Here is a 19,342-nt window from a genome sequence, read left to right as displayed (position 1 = left end):
GGCAGCTCAAATTGCTGGAGTATCAAAAATAATGAGTAACGCAAATAGTTTTACCAAAGAAGATCTTATTGCCTGTGGACTTGGCAAACTATTCGGGCCTAATTCTCCGAGACTGCCAAAAGACAATATGCTGATGATCGACCGAGTGTTAAAAATTAACTCTGACGGTGGTGAATTCAGTAAAGGTGAGATTATTGCAGAGCTCGATATTAACCCAGACCTTTGGTTTTTTGACTGCCACTTTGCAGGCGACCCTGTTATGCCAGGCTGTTTAGGTTTAGATGCGATGTGGCAGCTAGTAGGCTTTTTCTTAGGCTGGGAAGGTGCGGAAGGCAAAGGAAGAGCCTTAGGCGTTGGCGAAGTGAAATTTACAGGCCAAGTTCTACCTGACGCTAAAAAAGTCACCTATAAGCTTACCATTAAGCGTAAGGTCTATCGTAAGTTGGTTATGGGTATTGCAGATGCCACGATGGAAGTTGATGGTAGAGAAATTTATAGCGCTAAAGATCTTAAAGTCGGTATATTTACTGATACAACAAGCTTCTAATTCGCTCAAAAACCAAGTTAGATTGCTAAAAGAAAAATGCCCTCTTTAACAGAGGGCATAATATTGTTTAAATCATTCAATTGTTAAAGTGAAAAGTTTATTAGAATAGGTTACTCAGTCTTACTTATTAAATAAGCCGCTCAGCCGACCGTCAATGCCCTCACGCCACCCGCCAAGCCATTGTGATTTAGAATCAAGCGTCGAATAGGGACATATCTCTTTCGACCGGCCTCCTACTCCTGCTTGAAAGCCTTTTGAAAAAGCTCTATCTAATCGATCTCTTTTCTGTCTTTTCATGCAAGCACCCTCTCTTCGATAACAAAAGAAGCTAACGCTTCACCTACATTGATAAAGCTTTTTTAAGTTGAGATCAATCCTAAAAAACGGCCTTGAATACGGTTATTATTTAAGCTACTGAGATATCTTACAAATTTATTGCAAAAAAAATCGAGGCCGTAGCCTCGATTATTGATTACTTAAACAATATCAATTGAATCGACGTCTAAACCACAATAGAGGCAACATCAAGATCCACGCAAAGCTAGCTGCGCCTTTACGCTCATAGTTGTCATTGCTACCATCATCATCAATAACAGTACACGCTTCTGCGCCTGGGACTGCAGGCTGTAATACCACCATACGTGGTAAGAACGCAGTTACGGGTTGACCATTACCGTCTAATACAAAAAGCGGTAGGCCATTATCACCAGTCACAATATTGCCATTAATATCAACCTGATATGATGGTTTACGGATAAACGCCGTACCAACAATCGTACCGTCGTCATTGATGCTGTTGCCTTCTACAACAATAATTTCACTGTCATACTTTAACGGTTCGCCACCTTCAGGATTTGGTACTTCAACCTGGTGACGTTGCCAGTTTCCTTCAGCGTTCTTCTCATAACCTTTCGACTCACAGGTCAGTAGATTATTGACGTTGTTAAACTCGCCATCAGGAAACTCTCTATTTGGCAGTTGATACAGGAAACCAGCCTTTGGACGCGGCTTTTCCTTGTCATGAGTGGTGTCAATATAACCAACAACCTGGCCCTTATTGTTTATATCACGGCCACGGCTACTTAAATCAGAGATATTGTTATAAAAGTCGTTTGGTGTCACAACTTCTTTGGTTTCAATGTTATAATAAAAAAACTTATCGCGACGATAACCATCAATGTACTTGTTATAGCTGCCGACTAATATGCTACCATTTCCATCTTCATTATCACTAATGTCATAAGCGATTGATGAATAGACATCTCCGACTTTATCAACATTGACCCAGTTGTACTTGTACTCACCATTAGCATCTTTAGTCCAGTAGGCTGCGTCATAATATAATCTGTCTTTATCATTTTGACGGTATACATAAGAGCGACCTGCAACAACGCCCTCATTATTTACACCAAGACCCTGTGCGCTATAAACACTGTCATTAGTCACTTCAAGACCTAATGGTAGCATGGTCGCTGTCGGTGTATTGTTACCAGCTTCATATTGCCAAACATAGCCACGGATCTGATATTGAATATCACTATAACCATATTGATTTGGAAATTGTGCTGATTGAATACAAATATTCTGCGGCGCGGTATCGCTATTATTATCAACACAAGAATTGATGATATTTGCGCTATTATCACTAATGTCTGTACTGGCGTAACCGGCGACTAAACCGCTATCGTTAACGGCTGCAGCACTTGAGAAACCACCAACGATAATCGTTTGTTCTTCGGCCTCACCCGCTTTATAGACATACTCGGAATAAGCTGGAATTAACGCAATTTCGGCATCGGCTCCTTGTTTTACAAAGCCACGCTGCTCATAATCACGGTAATACCAAAACTCTTGTTCTTCATTACTTCCATCATAAGGCAGTGTTTGCTGCTTTGACGTCATAGCGCCCACTTGAAGGCCACTATCATTGATATCGTAGAAGAAAGTATCAATCGAGTTGACTGTCGCATCATCTTCAGGACGAGCTGGCGGCGTGGTGCCGTTAACACTTTCAAATGTTGGGAGCCAAGCGTCACCATTTGAAGTGAAAGTAAAATTATTTGCGATAATTGGAAGGTTAACTGAATAGGTAATGGTTTCAGAATCGGCAACACCGTCTTCGATATCAATAACACCATCATCATCTTCAGAAACCGTTAGTTTCTTCTTACCTTTGGCTACACCGACGGCTTCAGCTTGACCTTCAGCGTTATAATTCACAGCCATCCCATAACCGTTACGCGTGTTATCAATAGTGCCGTTTAGGTTATAAGTGTCTAGATCGATATTAATAATTTCATAAACAGGTGCAGCTTGAACACCTTGAAGTACGCTTAATACACCAACAGCTACTAACGATAGGGTTTTATCCAACTTAAACTTCATTAACTCGCTTCCTATTTCTTATTTTTAGCTTATACCAATCATATTAATCATCTGGCCGCTTTTAATCGTTAAAATGGGCTTTGTTACATCGTAAATTCATAACTAGCAAGCTAGTAATTCGAACCACATTGTATATAAGCCCATTTTGTCATCAACACACCATCAGTCTAATTAATTAGTATTACTTCAATGATTCGAGCTCTTCCCATCGCTCAAAGCAACTTTCAAGCTGACTTTCCTTATCGGACAATGCTTTCAAGTTTTCATTCACTATTTTTTGCTCCTGAGCGTAAAACTCAGGTGAACTGACAATGGCTTGTAAATTTTCAAGTTCTTGCTCTAACTGCTCCATCAAAGCAGGTAGAGACTCTAATTCGCGTTGTAATTGATAAGAAAGTTTCTTTTCTACTTTCTTAGCAACAGGCTGTACTACTGGCTTTACTTCAACAACAGGAGCTTTGACAGCATTTATGCCTTGAGGTTCCTCAGAGTAAAATCTTGCACCTTGAGAAACTGCATCTTCGTAACCACCAACGTACTCACTCCAGCCGCCATTGCCGGTAAACCACCAACTACTGGTTACGGTATTATCGATAAAGGCACGGTCGTGGCTGACCAACAACAAGGTACCTTTATAATCCGCAAGCAGAGACTCTAGCAATTCCAGGGTCTCGATATCAAGATCGTTGGTTGGTTCATCGAGAATAATAAGGTTTGCAGGTCTTAGTAATAGACGTGCTAACAACAAACGATTTTTCTCGCCACCAGACAAGGCTTTAACCGGTGTTCTAGCGCGCATAGGCGAGAACAAAAAGTCTTGTAAGTAACTTAAAATATGACGGTCTTGGCCATTAATCGTTACCGTTTTCTTACCTTCGCCAACGTTGTCTTCAACCGTTTTTTCAGGATCTAATGCTTCACGGTATTGGTCAAAATAAGCGATTTCGAGCTTAGTACCGACTTTAACACTACCCGATTGTGCTTCTAACTGACCAATAAGCAACTTAACTAACGTCGATTTACCACAACCGTTAGGGCCAATTAGCGCTATACGGTCACCACGCATCACTGTTGTACTGAAATTCTTAACCAGATTCTTCTCTGGTAAATTGTATTCAAGATTTTCAATATCAAAAACGAGCTTTCCTGAGCGGTCTGTATCAGCAACGGCCATTTTAGCACCGCCTTGGCGATTAAGACGAGCCATACGTTCTACACGCAGATCTTTAAGTGCTCGAACACGGCCTTCGTTACGAGTACGACGCGCTTTAACGCCTTGACGGATCCACACTTCTTCTTCAGCTAGCTTTTTATCGAAGTGGGCATTTTGCTCAGCTTCAACACGTAGCCATTCCGCTTTACCATCTAAGTAAGCTTGATAATTGCCGGGCCAAGAGGTGACTACGCCGCGATCTAAATCAACAATACGAGTCGCCATACGTTGAATAAAGCCACGGTCGTGACTGACAAATACTATCGCGCCACGGTAGCTCAGTAGAAACTGCTCTAACCACTCAATTGTATCGATATCTAAATGGTTGGTCGGCTCATCAAGAAGCAATAGATCTGGATCGCTGACTAAAGAACGCGCTAGTGCCACTTTACGTTGCCAACCACCTGATAATTCAGATAGTGCCGCGTCGGGGTCTAATCCTAATAGCTCACAGTTTTGATTAATGCGGTTATCAAGCTGCCAGCCATTAAGATGATCGATATCATCTTGCAAACGTTCCATCTGCTTTAGCATTCGATCCATTTCATCTGGAGACGCAGTGCCGACATCATGAGAAAGTTGATGATATCGTTCTAACTTTTCTCCAACCTCTTGCAAGCCAGCAGCAATATATGAATATACAGAGCCCTGCTCAGCTTTAGGCGGATCTTGCTGTAAACGGCTCACCTTAACGTCAGTGGCAATGTTAAACTCACCTTCATCAAGCAGCACATCGCCACTTAATACTTTCATCAAACTAGACTTGCCTGCGCCATTACGGCCTACGATACAAACACGTTCACCGGGTTCAATGGTAAAATCAGCTTTTTGCAATAATGGGGTGTAACCGTAGGCTAAAGAGCCGTTATTAATACGTACTAGACTCAACTTACGCTCCTAAAAATTTTTTTAATGCTGCGAGATCAAACGGCCAATTTAGTTCATTTTGGGTGTCGACTATTTTGACAACAGGAATACGAATGCCGTACTGCTCTGCTAGATTTTGATCATCACAAATATCAATCATGCTATAAGCAACATCGGTTTGCTCAAGCAGCTCAGCTGCCAGCTCACACAGATGGCAAGCATCTGTGTGAAACAAGACTACTGAAACATTACTTGGCATGAGTAATTAGCCAAGTATTATGGATATGCGGGTTTCTCTTGAAATCCATTGGCAGAGTTTGGCTATCAATATTCTTAACTGACATACCAAAGGCTTCAAGTTGCTCAACTTCCATCTTAAATTTACGCTTGTTGTTTGAGAAAATGATTTCTCCACCCGGATTTAGCAACTTAAACACATTCGCTAACATATCCACGTGATCACGTAGCACGTCAAATGAGTCTTCCATACGCTTTGAGTTTGAGAAGGTCGGTGGATCGATAAAAATCAGATCAAACCTGTCGTGTGTGCGCTTCATCCACTGTAGGCAGTTCGCCTGAACAAACTGATATTTATCGCTATTTAAGCCATTTAATGCGAAGTTTTCTTTTGCCCAATCAATATAAGTGTTAGACATGTCAACAGTTGTGACAGAAGCCGCACCGCCTAAAGCTGCGTGTACCGATGCTGAGCCGGTGTATGAGAACAGGTTACATACACTGCGACCTTTTGATTTTTCACCCACTAACTTACGCGTTAATCGATGATCTAAAAATAAGCCTGTATCTAAATATTCTCTCAGGTTTAGTTTGAATTTAGCACCATATTCTGTCGTGATGAGCTCAAGCTTACTCGCGGCTAATTTCTCATATTGATTAGTACCCTTCTTGCGCTCACGGGTTTTCAAAATGATGTGATTAGGGTCAATACCAATCGCACTAGGTAAAGAGATCAATACGTCGGTTAATCGACGCTTAGTCACGGCTTCTGGAATTTCAGAAGGTGCTGAGTACTCTTGAATAACGACGTAATCAAGGTATTTATCAACCGCAACATTATATTCCGGCAGATCAGCATCATATAAACGGTAGCTATCAATACCCTCTTTCTTAGCCCACTTCTCTAACTGCTTAAAGTTCTTTTTAATACGGTTAGCAAAAGGCACTGCGATGTCACTCACATCACCTTCAATCTTGATATTGGTAGGATCGACTCGACGAGTATTTTCAGCATGAACAGTATAAAGGTTAAACGCACACTCTAAAGCGCCGTTATTCATCTTCATCTGCTTATCTGCTTTCAATTTAAGTGCAGATAAAAGCTCTACATCACTATTTAAAATAGCGATACTCCAGCCACCGAAGTCGGCCTTGAACTTATCACCCAGTTGATAATAAAGCTGAAGCAATGAGGTTACATTACCTAAACGTTCACCATACGGTGGGTTAGATATTAGGAAACCAGATTCAGCTGGAACCTTAATATCTAATGCGTTTGCCACGCTGAAGTCGATTAAATCAAGCACGCCTGCATTTTCAGCATTGCGCTTCGCAAGCGCAACGAGTCTAGAATCGATGTCTGAGCCGTAGAACTTAATTTCGCAACGGGTTTTACCGATGGATGCGCGAGCACTTGCTTCGTTTAATAACTCTTCCCATACCTTTTTGTTGTGAGGTAACCAATGGTCAAAACCAAAACGCTCACGGTGAATACCAGGTGCAATATCACAAGCCATCATCGCCGCTTCGATTAAAATGGTACCACTACCACAGAAAGGATCGAGCAAATCTACTTGTGCCGCCTGCCAACCACTTCGGACCAGCATATTGGCTGCAAGGTTCTCTTTTAGTGGTGCTTCACCTGTAGTAGAACGGTATCCACGCTTGTGTAGTGCAGGACCTGAGAAATTAATACCAATAGTGATCTCGCCACGTCTAAAGTGGGCATCAATTCTAAAGTCGGCATCAACTCTTTCAACGTTTGGACGAGAAAAATCATCATCGCGAAAACGATCTACAATCGCATCTTTAATTTTTAACGCACCAAACTGAGTGTTCTTAATAAAACCACCCAAGCCATGGAAGTCGATACTAAAAGTACTGCGATTTGAAAACTGCATCTGCCAATCGATACCGTAAGCGGCGTTATATAGCTGCTCAGGTGACTCGCATGGACCTTTATAAATGACAAAAATGATTCTGCTCGCCAAGCGTGACCATAGCGTAATACGATATCCCAGCTCTAGCGAAGCAGAAAAATAAACGCCCGCTACACTTTCTTTAATATTAGAAGCGCCAAGCTCAGCGAGTTCAAGTGATAACGCATATTCATAGCCCCGAGGAGCTGCAGCAAAAAAATTTAACATTGATTAAGTCGACACACAGTAAAAATTAGTTCGACATTATACCTGTTAGTACTACTAAATGATAAAAGTTATTGGCTAAAGCTAGATTTAATCCAGTAATCTACGGGTTTTTGGCACCTTATGCCTTGAATCGCTGCTTTCGTGTCAACGGAGTAAAGCTCAAAACTAGGCCTCTCGAAATAGAGGTGTTTGAGGGGGAACAAAGACTTGCCATTCTTACCACCCAACAATGAGGCCGTGAATTAGCAGTAAAATTCAAGTGGTTAACGATGGGGGCTTTAATTGCAAGTACATAGCAGCAACCCGGTTAGCCATAAGCCTGCAAGCAGCGGATTTAACTCGCCAACAAACGTGTAATCAATAGCAAGGGCGAACACTCTGTAAGCTATTCACCCTATTTACCCTATTTACCCACACTTAATCAGGCTTATCGTTTTTTGTCACATTCTCGATTTCCGTTTCTGAAATATTATCCGATGATGTCCCCTTCACCTCCGTCGTCACTTCGTCTTCGCAAGTATTATCATTGTTGTAGGCATGCTCACCAAACTCAACAAAATCAAGACCGGCGTCCTGCTCTTCATCAGAAATTTTTAAATCACCGTTGCGGTCAACAATTTTGAGTATTCCTTTGGTCAGTGCCCAAGAATAAAAACTAATAATAATAACAGCCAATAGTTGAACAAAAAATTGTTGGGCCCCTGCATCAACTTGATCGATTGCCTCGCTGGCAAAGATACCAATCAAAAGTGAGCCGACGATTCCGCCCACTCCATGGGCACGCCAAACTTCAAGAGCATCATCAATTTCAAGTTTTTCTTGCACATACTTAGCAAAATAACAAGCTGTCGCGCCAAGCGCACCAATAAGCAGCGCTGAGCTGGGCTCTACATAACCCGCTGCTGGGGTGATCGTCGCCAACCCTGCAACCGCCCCCACTAAGATACCGCTAAAAGAAGGTCTGCCATTTTCGCGCCACTCCCAAAACATCCAGACCAACATAGCCACTGAACCCGCTAGGGTCGTATTAGTAAAAGCATATGCGGCCAACTCATTGGCCGCATATGCCCCTCCTGAATTAAAACCAAACCAGCCAAACCACAACAATCCAAACCCAACTGCCATCAAAGGTAAATTAGACGGTTGCTCTTTTTTACCCGCTAACGTACTGCGTCGTTTACCCACATACATGGCAACCGTCAGTGCTGAAATCCCTGCTGTCGTATGTACGACTAACCCCCCTGCAAAATCAACGACGCCCATAGATGCTAAAAAGCCGTTGCCCCATACCCAATGAGCCACAGGGATGTAGACTAACAAGGTCCATAACGTGACAAATTTAAGGTAAGCAGGAAACTTAAAACGCCCCGCAAAAGACCCTGTCATCAATGCCGGTGTAATAATGGCAAACATCATTTGATATGCAAAAAAGATGATAAATGGCACGCTTTTAGCGTAAGTGTCATTCGGTTCCGCGCCAATATGATAAAGTCCCATATATTCAGTTAATGAACCAATAACACCGGCAATATCATTACCAAATGCCAGACTAAAGCCGCCAAACACCCATATAATGGAGACTAACCCCATGCAAATAAAATTCTGCATCATAATGGTTAGCATGTTGGCTTCTTTTACCAGTCCCCCATAAAAGAGGGCTAGTCCTGGGGTCATTAAAAGCACCAGAGCTGTACATAACAGCAAAAATGCAGTATCGCCAGTATTTAATATATCCATAACCTTTCCTTATTTAGTGCTTATGAAGTACTTTTTAAGTGCAATTAATTAAATGTTTTTTTAGCTGGACGACTAATTTGCTGCATAGATAGCGGCAACGCTAAACCGTATTGTCTGACTGTCTGCTCATCAGAAAATAAGGCCTCCGGTGTGGTTGCTGCAACAACTTCACCTTGATGCAAGACAATTACGCGATCGCACACCGCCAATACCATATCCAGATCGTGGGTCGCGATAAGCTGGCTATGGCTGAACGACAGCATCAAAGAAATTATTTTCTCACGCGCTAACGGATCCAAACTGGCGGTAGGTTCATCAAGAACTAATACCTGTGGCTCCATTGCGATGACTCCAGCTATGGCCGCCATTTTTTTTTGCCCAAGTGATAACCGAAATGGCGGTTTATGTTTAATCGCCAAGGCATCGACCTTAATTAATGCCGAATCTACTCTCCCTGCAATATCTGCTGCACTGACGCCTAGTTCTTGTAACCCAAAAGCAATATCGTCATACACTGTTGGCATAAACAGTTGATCATCAGGATTTTGAAAAACCACACCTAATGTGCGACGAACTGTAAGCAGACTATTCTCATTGATAGATAAATCACCTAGATAAACAGCGCCCTTCGCCGGAGTGAGAAATCCACAAAGAATGTTAATTAGAGTCGATTTTCCAGCGCCATTAGAACCCAATAGGCCTATTTTCTCACCATGGTGGATTTGAAAAGCGACCTCATTCAAAGCCTGAGTACCGTCACTATATTGATATGAAACCTTGTCGAAGGTAATTAAATGATGACTCATGATTTACCTCATCAGTACTTGCGTTAGCGCATCAGGAAGATTATATAAACGGCATAAAAGACCGTAGGTACACCAAAATAAGGTCCAAACTGTATCTAACGAACTCCAACGTGTGGCAGCAAATTGTTTTAACTCACCACGAAATCCCCGCGCTAACATCGCCTCATAAATTCGAGTGCAACGCTGCACAGTTTTATGAAACAAACTAATCATCAAATGCTGATAAAAATGCAATGGAATTGCCGCTTGCCGATTGATCCGTCGTAACTGATAGGCATTTAGCATGACCAATAACTCTTGGGCAATAATGAAAAAAAACTGATAAAGCAGGTAAATTTGCGTCGTTAGTACATTTGGCACAGCCAGGCGCTGTAAACCGGCGACGATGCCTTGTATCCCCGTCGTCGCCAGTAATAAAATGGCAATACTGACACACAGGAGTAGGCGCAGTATGATCGACATCAGTGATAACCAGCCCGCCGATACGTAACTCCCCCACGGCGTCTGCCATATGCTCGTATCGAGTAAAGGATTGAGGATCCCAAGCAATATGATGAAAGGTAGTGCCAGTAATAACTTTGGCAGTATAAAACGCATAGGGATATCTGCAGTCACCAGTATCACCATAGGATATAAATACAAAGGCAATAAGGCCGCAATGGCATAACTATCTTGGCTAACAACGGCCATTAATATCGCAACAGAACTGATTAACTTAGCCCTAGCATCGAGTCGATTAATCAAGGTTTCTTGACGACTATAATCATCAATTGCCCGAAAATCATTTAGCGCACTGGTTAACGTCCTCATTTGTTTGCTCCGGCATAACGAGTCGCGCGCTTTATCACTTTGATCATTGCGAATAGGGCTAAAATAATCCCCAGGGTAACCAGACTTCCAATCACCCCTGCCATGGGGGTTTGCAATAACGGAGTCACACCTGCAACTTGATAGTCCGGAAACAGTGTTAATGCCTGTTGGGATTTTTGCAAAGCCTCAGCCGGAAGCGATTGTGGGATTGCATTAAGCGTTAGTTTATCCATGGTCCATTCCAGACCATCTGGGCTGCTTGACGCAAACCGACTAAGTACCGCTGCGCACAATAAAGCCGCCATACCAAATGCAATCACCTGTGATCTTCTTGAAGCTAATACCAAGGTGTTAGCTTGACTGGAAAATTGAGTCTGATGATAGGCAAAATAGAGGATTGCCGCTGTTGCAGCCCCCTCAACAATACCGATGACCGCATGGATCGGGATGATGAATAACAAAAATTCGGCTAACGGCAAGCGCGTGATGCCACTCAGATGTGTCATTATCGCAATTCCTGCAGCACCAGCTATTAAGGCCAGCATACAGGCCGAGATCGAGGCTAGTGCTAAACGCGTTCTACTCAATGATCGCCCTGCCAATGGCTGCCAAACCAAAGGGAAAATGATAAAACAAGGTACGATACCCAGATTAACGAGGTTAGCGCCTAATGCTAGCAATCCACCATCTGCAAAAAATAGCGCCTGAACAATTAATATCGAGGCTATCACCACAAAAGCTGCGGGAGCGCCCAATAATGCTGACAATAGTATAGCACCCGTAATATGACCGCTGGCTCCGGTACCTGGGATTGCAAAGTTGATCATCTGAATTGCAAACACAAAGGCCCCCAGCACGGCCATTAACACCATTAATTCATTGCTACGGAAAATACGTTGTTGAGCAATCTTACAAGCAATGATTAAAGCCCCTCCAGACAGTGCCAGTAACGGCAGCCCTACATCGCTTGATAATAGCGCATCATTCATGTGCATATATTTGTCCTTAAACTAAATATCGTTCCGTAAACTAAAATATCGTTCAATGAACTAAGCGTTTCCACTCACATTAGATGCTGCAGGCTCGATAATATTTTTAGCTGCAATAAACAAATACATAGTTAAAACGTAGGGAGAGGTAAATGATGGCAGTCCGTCAGGTTCCATAAATACATCCAGCGCTCCCTGTACGACTACGGTCACTATGGTGGCAAATAATGCATAAATAGCACTTCTCCACGATGGTGAAATAAAAATAACACCCACGGCCATTGCGGTGAGAACCGGACTAAAACCGTACAATCCGGCATGGATGACATCGGGGTTGGCGCCGAACATAACTGAAAAGACAATCGCAATCAGCGAGCCTAATGACGCAGCGATCCCAGCAGGAACCGAGGCGATAAAGATACCGAGTAACATAATGGCACCACTGACTGCAGATCCCAGCAGATACACTTGGCCAATATTTCTAAAGAATATGGCGATAAGCTCCGGTAATGACGGGACAGCCGTGCGTCCTAGCAGGTAATCGGTGGGTAAGCTGGGGTTGGAAAACATACTGACATCCAAATGGCCAAAACTGTAGGCTGATATCATAAATAGCCAACCACACAGTACAAAAGGGCCTGTCGAACCGGGAATTCCTAAGGTGTTAGTTAGAATGTTTTTAAATGCATTAGTAACCACAGTGCTAAATGCAGCGCCAATGATAATAAATAGCCAGAGCACTATTGAAGGTGCGATAAAGGTCGGTAATGCTGCGCCCACTAAAATACCATTAAAACCGTACAAACCCGATTTAGTCATGTCTTTATCACCATGAGTTATCATGGCAGTGGCTGTGGCGACTAAGACCCCGAGCAAGGCACCAAATGTAGTAGACCAGTGTCCGCTGTCATAGGAGGCATTCCCCATTGCGATAAAAAACAATACTCCAGTGAAGGCATTTTCCATAAAAAAGACCTGACTGGTCCCACGCAAGCAGTAAGTGACATAGTTATCGTGTATCGAAAAACAATCTCGTATTGAAGTGTTATCTTTCATTGAATTGTTATCTCCCATAGACTCTGCAGACGTTAGCGCCAAAGACATGCCTCAGGTAATGCTTTATCTTTCACTACGCGCCTAAAAATACCCCAAAAAGTTTTAACCTGACGGCTAACTTGGTGACTTTCCTGAGCAACCACGCGTAACATTAAACCGGCATCATTGGGCAGTTTTGACACCGCGGCAAACATGCTGTTGTCTTCAGCAAAATAAGCCTCATACTCCGCCATAATCAATGTGGCATTTTCTACCGAAGTGAGACATAAGATATTGGCAAATACATTAAACCTCTGCATTTGACTGACCAACTCGGGGTCATTGCCATCGGGTTCCAGTAGAATTTTTTCTGTAAATAGTTTTTTGCCATCCACTGTGACTACACGGGTAAGTAACGACAGTAAATCAAACTCCATTCGCTCATCTTCATGATGGAGTCGCCCTAGCATCACCATTTCGCCATACAGTAACGAAGCCCCCTTACCGACAACGATATCCGTCTCGGTAATATAGCGAGATTGCTTGTAGAGAATGGTAAAGTCGGGCATGAACTCCAGATAGGCGCCTTCTTCTAAGGTTATGCTCTGATATTGCGAGGCATAATTGGCATCCATGCGATGGATTCTATTAGCCCCTTGAGACGTTACATGCGCGCAAGCATCTTTATTTACCCGAATATCGATGTGGTAGCGGTCGCCTTGTAACACACCGCCTCCCACTGAAATGATCGAACAAATAGGCAGCTCTGGCATGGCTTCATCCCAATACAGTGCTTGCTGCACCAGTAATGGCGTTACTCGGTAGAGATGACTAAGAACGTGGCGATTATTTTTTAATGAAAAAGCCAATTTCAACTCACCAATTTTCCCCGGAGCCCCCGCGCGCATCTGCTTAGGTTGACTATGAAATCGGCTGAGTTCTTTGGCATCATCAATAGCCTTCAGACGCTCATGCATGGCGGCTCTCCAACTCAGGCGAGACTAATTGCACATCGATATCAAAGAGTGCCATCGACATGATCAATGCGATTAACTGATCGATGCCTTCACCGGTTTTACAATTGGTAAATACAAACGGTTTATCTTTACGCATTAATTTAGAGTCGCGATCCATGACAGCAAGATCAGCTCCCACATACGGTGCTAAATCCTGCTTATTAATGACCAATATATCGGATTGGCAAACGCCAGCTCCATTCTTACGAGGGATCTTATCGCCAGCTGCAACATCAATGACGTAAATATAGAAATCTGCTAATGCTGGACTGAAGGTTAAGGTCAGATTATCTCCACCGGACTCGATAAAAATAACGTCACTCTCAGGGTACGCGGCCTCTAACTCTTCCACAGCGGCAATATTCATCGATGGGTCTTCACGAACTGCGGTGTGGGGGCATGCTCCCGTTTCGACCCCAACAATTTTCTCCGCAACCAACACTCCTTGTAATGTGCGTCGAACTTGTTTGGCATCTTCCGTGGTAACCACGTCATTAGTGATGATGATAGGTTTGACACCCATAGTAATTAATTTTGGTGTAATCGCTTCAATAATCGCAGTTTTTCCTGATCCTACAGGGCCACCTATACCAATTCTGGTTATCTTCTTCATTTTCAATCCTTTTCTAATGGTGTGATTAACTGAAGGTTAATTCATGAACATTCTGACGTGAGCCTGATTGTGATGTCCGATTAAACAATCAAGTATTGGGGCAAAAGAATTCATATCATCCAGTAACTTATCGGCTATGTTGTCATAGCTGGCATCAAGCGTTTCATTGATCTCAAACAGTATTTTTTGCGTGGTATAATGATCAATTTTCATTAGTCGCATTGCAGCTCCTAAGATCATAGAAGCCACGCCATATTGATGGACGGCGAAGGTTTCCCGCTCCCCGATGCCCATTTCGGCAAAAATAACCGCATGACTCACCGGAAAAGTCCCCTGAGTATGTTTTTGAGTGATCGCTTGCAACCACTCCTTAAGTAACGGAGTCGATGAAATTTTATCAACCAGCTCTGGAAACTTACGGCCAATACGGCGCATCATTAGTTGTTGCTCGTCACCAACACGTCGACACCAGAGTTCATTGTCAATATTAATCAATGTCGGTATATCACGGTGTAAGGCCGCACGATGGGCATGAAGTAATGCAATACAGTCCATATTCGCACTCTGATTTAGCGCGACGGTTGTAAATGATTTAAGGTCCGCCGCATTGCGGACAATACCTGTTTGTAAAGCGGATTCTAGACCATTGGAAAAGGCAAAATTACCTATGGGTAATGCAGAGTCAGTCAGTTGCACCATTCTAACCAATTGAGTAAGCGTTAACGCTGGCATCATTTATTACTCCTGTAATCGATAGCTAAGGCTCAATGGCTATTTGCTTAATGCGCTGTATCGCTATGTTTATGATCGTGTTTATGCTCATGGTTATGTTCGTGATTATTCTCATCTTCGGCTGCTATATGATGTTTATGGGTGGACGCTTCAGCACCAGCAAAGAGCAACCTGAGTTCATTGGCTTCCAGTAATGGCGCAACGTCATCACCGGCCTTAAATTCAACCGTTAGCCCTTCAAAAGCATGAGTCCCCATCACCGACGTCATAATTTTCCGGTCGACATAAAAGGGGACGTAAACGCAGTTATGTTTAAAAATTGCTGGCCAATGCTGATTACCTAATGCGTGACCTAATTGAAACAATAAACGCTGCCATTCCGCTATTTTTTCTAGTTGAGTCAAATGAATAACCATGACATCCTTTAAAGCAATCAGGGTAATCACTACGACTTTGTTGACTTCATCAATATAAATAATATCTTTATTTTTCAATTGTTCCGTTCGGGGTAACGAGATGGCAATTTCGTAGCCTCGTTGCGAGTTTTTTCTGATCCTATTTTTTGGTGCTTCCCACTGTTCTAAATTTAAATAATCTATTTCGTAGCCCTCTAAGGCATTTATCCAACTTGGCTCCGTGCTATTTCCAACAATTTTTTCAACAAGTATCATAGCTATGTCCCTATTCCTTAATTTCTTTTGCCAGCTGCAAGCCAAGCCATACCGCAATAAAACCCAGTACCAAGCTAGACAGCATATACACCACCGAAATGATTAACCCACCGGGCTTCATTAATTCACTTACCGCACCATAGGCAAAACTGGAAAAGGTCGACATCCCTCCCATAGCACCAACACCAAACAGTAAAATGAGTTCATCTGAAATATTTTTTAAACGGTGATGAGCCGTTGCAAGACCAAGTAAAAATGACGCCAGTATATTTGCGAGTAAAATATCCAGTGGAAAACCATCCGCTAAAGGCGGGGTTGCCAGCATGATAAATTCACGAACCATAGCGCCCAAAGCCCCCCCAATAAAAACAACAAGTGCTAGACCATACATATATCCACCTTAGATAAGGGCTAATGCTATGCCTGCCGCAGCCGCAATAAAACCAACACCAACTGAAGTTAGCAGATAAAAAACGGCCATCAGGCGCTGTTTATCCTCGACTAACTTTAATGCATCTAATTGCATTGAACTGAAGGTGGTATAGCCACCCAATATGCCAGTTAATATCAATGCATTAAGGGGGGCACCATATCGATTTTGCCAATCAACCCCTAAAAGGACCGATAAATAAGCGATAACAAATGCCCCCGATACATTTAAAATAAAAGTCGAGGTAGGAAAGCTACCGTGATACCAGGTACCAACCCAACGGCCCATTAACCATCGCAGCACAGAACCGATTCCACCACCTAGACCTACCCACATAACATCTAATCCAGTCATGTTTTGCCACTCCTACGAGCGGGGTTGCCCGCACCTCTAATCAGCTAAAAAAGTACAGTTGACTCAATGCAATAGAATCCATCGGCTCAACAGTGGCATTCTCACCATCAACTGTTACAGCAAAGGTTTCAGGATCCACTTCGATCGTTGGCATGGCGTTATTACGGATCATATGCTGCTTAGTCACTGTACGCGTAGAATAGACAGCTTCAACCCGTGATTTGAGCTGATATTTATCAACTACACCATCATCTAGTGCACATTGTGAGGTAAAGGTGATTCGGGTTGCTTGCTTCGCCGCGCCCATTGCGCCATACATAGGACGATAAGTGACGGGCTGAGGTGTTGGAAGTGAGGCGTTAGGGTCTCCCATTAATGCCCATGAAATCATGCCCCCTTTAATAATCATCTTTGGTTTGGCAGCAAAAAATGCCGGATCCCATAGCACCAAATCTGCTAGTTTACCGACTTCAACAGAACCGACAATGTGGTTAATACCTTGCGCGATAGCAGGATTAGTTGTTACTTTGGCTACATAACGTAATACGCGGAAATTATCATTGTTAGTACTATCTTCAGGTAATTTACCGCGAGATTTCTTCATCACATCGGCAGCCTGAATAGCGCGTAGCCAGGTTTCACCTACTCGGCCCATCGCTTGTGAATCGCTGGAAATAATGGATATAGCACCCATATCGTGCAACACATTCTCTGCCGCAATGGTCTCGACTCGGATCCGACTTTCAGCAAAGGCCACGTCAGTCGGAATCTTTGGACTGAGGTTATGACAGATCATCGTCATATCAAACAGTTCAGCCTGAGAGTTAATGCCATAGGGTATGGTTGGATTCGTTGAACTGGGCAAAACGTTAGATAAACTAGCCACCCTGATAATGTCTGGCGCGTGCCCGCCACCTGCACCTTCGGTGTGGTAAGTATGAATTGTGCGGCCTTCAAAGGCAGCAATGGTGTTTTCCACAAAACCGGCTTCATTAAGTGTATCGGTATGAATACAAACTTGGATATCCAGATTATCCGCTACCGCTAATGCGTTGCGAATTGCCCCTGGTGTGCTTCCCCAATCTTCGTGAATTTTAAAACCGGCAGCCCCAGCCTTAGCTTGCTCATACAAGGGGGCAGCAGCTGAACAGTTACCTTTCGCCATTAACCCCGCATTGACAGGCCATTCATCAAAAGCGCGCAGCATCATTTCAATATTCCAGACACCGGGAGTAATGGTTGTACCATTCGTTCCATCGCTTGGTCCTACTCCACCACCAAACAAGGTCGTAATACCGTTACTGAGTGCATGTTCAGCTTGTTGTGGTGAGACAAAGTGAACATGGGCATCAATACCACCCGCGGTTAAAATTAAATGCTCGCCTGAAATTGCTTCAGTACCTGGCCCAAGCGCGAGCCCTGGGGTAACCTGGTTCATGATGGAGGGGTTACCTGCTTTACCTATGCCACAAATATGACCATTTTTAATGCCAACATCAGCTTTAATCACTCCCTGTACAGCGTCAAGTATAGTGACATTAGTAATGACTAAATCGGGGGATCCTGCGGCGCTAGTCAACTCGCAGTCATAGCCCATGCCATCACGGAGTGTTTTACCACCACCGTACACAGCCTCTTCACCATATACTCGTAAATCTTTCTCGATTTCAATTAGTAGGCAAGTATCACCAAGCCGAACTCTATCACCAGTGGTCGGTCCAAATAGATCTGCATTCTGATGTCTGGAAATTTTTGGCATGATATGCTCCGTAAAATGTTATCCTGCTGACGATAGGTTTATGACTTATTTTTGAACCCGTAACGCTTCACCTTTTCAATCGCTTCGGATAAACGCGGACGATAACTGTGGTCATGCTCATTACCAACCCAACCATCAACTAAACTATTAAAACCTATTACCCTCTGCTTACCTTGGAACGGTACTAGTGAAATTTCTTTCTCATCACCGGGCTCAAAACGTAATGCGGTAGTTGCCGGAATATTCAACCGTTTACCAAAGCTAGCTTCACGGTCAAATTCGAGGTTGCAGTTAACTTCGAAAAAATGAAAATGTGAACCAACCTGTATTGGCCGGTCGCCGGTATTTCTGACTTTCATTTCGGTGGTTGGGTAACCGGCATTGAACTCTAGGTCGCCTTTACCAAGGACTAACCCACCAACGGCAATACCTGTCATATCAGTTGAACTTTTATTGGCCATGATGACTAACCTCGTTATTGAATGGGATCGTGCACAGTGATCAAGCGACTACCGTCAGTAAAAACGGCTTCGACTTGAACATAAGGGATCATATCAGTGACGCCAGGCATCACATCTTCCTGACCTAATACTTGCCTGGCTTCTTCCATTACTTTTTCCAACGTTTTGCCTTCTCTGGCACCATCTAATGCACTGGCGCTAATAACTGCCACGGCCTCAGGATGGTTTAATTTCAAGCCTTTATCTTTGCGCTTTAACGCCACGCTAGCCATCATGTAAATTAATAGTTTATCTGTTTCTCTCGGGGTTAGATGCATACCGCCTTCTCCTTAGCCTAGTCTGGTGTTCCACGCTTAAATCGACTGTTTTTTGTGCTTATTGAAATCATTTGTTTTATCGTTGTATTCAGGAATTAAGAGTAGTCAGTGATGGTGGATATGACCAACTTTATAAAAAAAGCCCATTTTTCATCTAAAAAGGAGGAGCAATCCAAACGTTAACGATAATAGAAGTCGATATAATGTGTAGCTCTT

The 19,342-nt window shown here is 43.2% G+C and carries 19 protein-coding genes and 1 pseudogene; 1 reads left to right on the top strand and 19 read right to left on the bottom strand.

Annotated features, from left to right (window positions below; all coding sequences use genetic code 11):
- Positions 1-31 precede the first annotated feature (31 nt).
- The gene (gene fabA / locus ACVBIO_RS00265; protein WP_447161317.1) at positions 32-547 is read left to right on the top strand and encodes a bifunctional 3-hydroxydecanoyl-ACP dehydratase/trans-2-decenoyl-ACP isomerase; all 516 of its coding nucleotides are present in this window, start codon (positions 32-34) and stop codon (positions 545-547) included.
- A gap of 120 nt (positions 548-667) precedes the next feature.
- On the opposite strand, the gene rmf is transcribed toward fabA, so the two are convergent.
- From rmf to ACVBIO_RS00170, 19 genes and pseudogenes are all read right to left on the bottom strand, one after another.
- Entirely contained in the window at positions 668-844 is a 177-nt protein-coding gene (rmf, locus tag ACVBIO_RS00260) for a ribosome modulation factor (protein WP_202289406.1), read from the bottom strand.
- 189 nt (positions 845-1,033) lie between these two features.
- Positions 1,034-2,932: a DUF3466 family protein gene (locus tag ACVBIO_RS00255; RefSeq protein ID WP_447171738.1), complete on the bottom strand. Its 1,899-nt coding sequence runs from the start codon at positions 2,930-2,932 to the stop codon at positions 1,034-1,036.
- Between the two features lie 181 nt (positions 2,933-3,113).
- Positions 3,114-5,033 carry an ABC transporter ATP-binding protein gene (locus ACVBIO_RS00250; protein WP_447162831.1) on the bottom strand — a complete coding sequence of 640 codons (1,920 nt, stop codon included), beginning with the start codon at positions 5,031-5,033 and terminating at the stop codon, positions 3,114-3,116.
- 1 nt (position 5,034) lies between these two features.
- Positions 5,035-5,271 (bottom strand): glutaredoxin family protein, encoded by a 237-nt coding sequence (locus ACVBIO_RS00245; RefSeq protein ID WP_447161320.1) that lies wholly within the window; start codon positions 5,269-5,271, stop codon positions 5,035-5,037.
- The gene (rlmKL, locus tag ACVBIO_RS00240) at positions 5,261-7,396 is read right to left on the bottom strand and encodes a bifunctional 23S rRNA (guanine(2069)-N(7))-methyltransferase RlmK/23S rRNA (guanine(2445)-N(2))-methyltransferase RlmL (protein ID WP_447162832.1); all 2,136 of its coding nucleotides are present in this window, start codon (positions 7,394-7,396) and stop codon (positions 5,261-5,263) included. Before rlmKL ends, ACVBIO_RS00245 begins: the two co-directional genes overlap by 11 nt.
- A 417-nt stretch (positions 7,397-7,813) precedes the next feature.
- Positions 7,814-9,133: an ammonium transporter gene (locus tag ACVBIO_RS00235; RefSeq protein ID WP_447166178.1), complete on the bottom strand. Its 1,320-nt coding sequence runs from the start codon at positions 9,131-9,133 to the stop codon at positions 7,814-7,816.
- 44 nt (positions 9,134-9,177) lie between these two features.
- Positions 9,178-9,939: an energy-coupling factor ABC transporter ATP-binding protein gene (locus tag ACVBIO_RS00230; protein WP_447166177.1), complete on the bottom strand. Its 762-nt coding sequence runs from the start codon at positions 9,937-9,939 to the stop codon at positions 9,178-9,180.
- Positions 9,940-9,942: 3 nt separating this feature from the next.
- Positions 9,943-10,749 (bottom strand): energy-coupling factor transporter transmembrane component T family protein, encoded by an 807-nt coding sequence (locus ACVBIO_RS00225; protein WP_447166176.1) that lies wholly within the window; start codon positions 10,747-10,749, stop codon positions 9,943-9,945.
- On the bottom strand, positions 10,746-11,744 hold the full coding sequence (locus ACVBIO_RS00220; protein ID WP_447171737.1) for an energy-coupling factor ABC transporter permease: 999 nt from the start codon (positions 11,742-11,744) through the stop codon (positions 10,746-10,748). The genes ACVBIO_RS00225 and ACVBIO_RS00220 overlap by 4 nt, the downstream gene beginning before the upstream one ends.
- Before the next feature lie 54 nt (positions 11,745-11,798).
- Positions 11,799-12,794: an urea transporter gene (gene yut / locus ACVBIO_RS00215; protein WP_447171736.1), complete on the bottom strand. Its 996-nt coding sequence runs from the start codon at positions 12,792-12,794 to the stop codon at positions 11,799-11,801.
- A gap of 32 nt (positions 12,795-12,826) precedes the next feature.
- Positions 12,827-13,750 carry an urease accessory protein UreD gene (locus ACVBIO_RS00210; RefSeq protein WP_447166173.1) on the bottom strand — a complete coding sequence of 308 codons (924 nt, stop codon included), beginning with the start codon at positions 13,748-13,750 and terminating at the stop codon, positions 12,827-12,829.
- Positions 13,743-14,402, bottom strand: a complete 660-nt coding sequence (gene ureG / locus ACVBIO_RS00205) for an urease accessory protein UreG (protein ID WP_447166172.1) — start codon at positions 14,400-14,402, stop codon at positions 13,743-13,745. Before ureG ends, ACVBIO_RS00210 begins: the two co-directional genes overlap by 8 nt.
- A 36-nt stretch (positions 14,403-14,438) precedes the next feature.
- Complete coding sequence (locus tag ACVBIO_RS00200; protein ID WP_447166171.1) at positions 14,439-15,137, bottom strand: urease accessory protein UreF; 699 nt, start codon at positions 15,135-15,137, stop codon at positions 14,439-14,441.
- Positions 15,138-15,181: 44 nt separating this feature from the next.
- On the bottom strand, positions 15,182-15,805 hold the full coding sequence (locus tag ACVBIO_RS00195) for a hypothetical protein (RefSeq protein ID WP_447171735.1): 624 nt from the start codon (positions 15,803-15,805) through the stop codon (positions 15,182-15,184).
- Positions 15,806-15,815: 10 nt separating this feature from the next.
- Positions 15,816-16,196: a CrcB family protein gene (locus ACVBIO_RS00190; protein WP_447166169.1), complete on the bottom strand. Its 381-nt coding sequence runs from the start codon at positions 16,194-16,196 to the stop codon at positions 15,816-15,818.
- Positions 16,197-16,205: 9 nt separating this feature from the next.
- Positions 16,206-16,589, bottom strand: coding sequence for a fluoride efflux transporter FluC (locus ACVBIO_RS00185; protein ID WP_447166168.1), 384 nt, complete (start codon positions 16,587-16,589; stop codon positions 16,206-16,208).
- A 40-nt stretch (positions 16,590-16,629) separates the two neighbouring features.
- Positions 16,630-18,348: an urease subunit alpha gene (locus tag ACVBIO_RS00180; RefSeq protein ID WP_447171734.1), complete on the bottom strand. Its 1,719-nt coding sequence runs from the start codon at positions 18,346-18,348 to the stop codon at positions 16,630-16,632.
- A 131-nt stretch (positions 18,349-18,479) separates the two neighbouring features.
- Positions 18,480-18,785: pseudogene (locus ACVBIO_RS00175) on the bottom strand (urease subunit beta); the annotation flags it as partial.
- Positions 18,786-18,823: 38 nt separating this feature from the next.
- The gene (locus ACVBIO_RS00170; RefSeq protein WP_447166166.1) at positions 18,824-19,126 is read right to left on the bottom strand and encodes an urease subunit gamma; all 303 of its coding nucleotides are present in this window, start codon (positions 19,124-19,126) and stop codon (positions 18,824-18,826) included.
- Positions 19,127-19,342 lie beyond the last annotated feature (216 nt).

The organism is Shewanella sp. 0m-8, from assembly GCF_052977265.1.
This window is presented reverse-complemented; position numbering and strand designations above follow the sequence as displayed.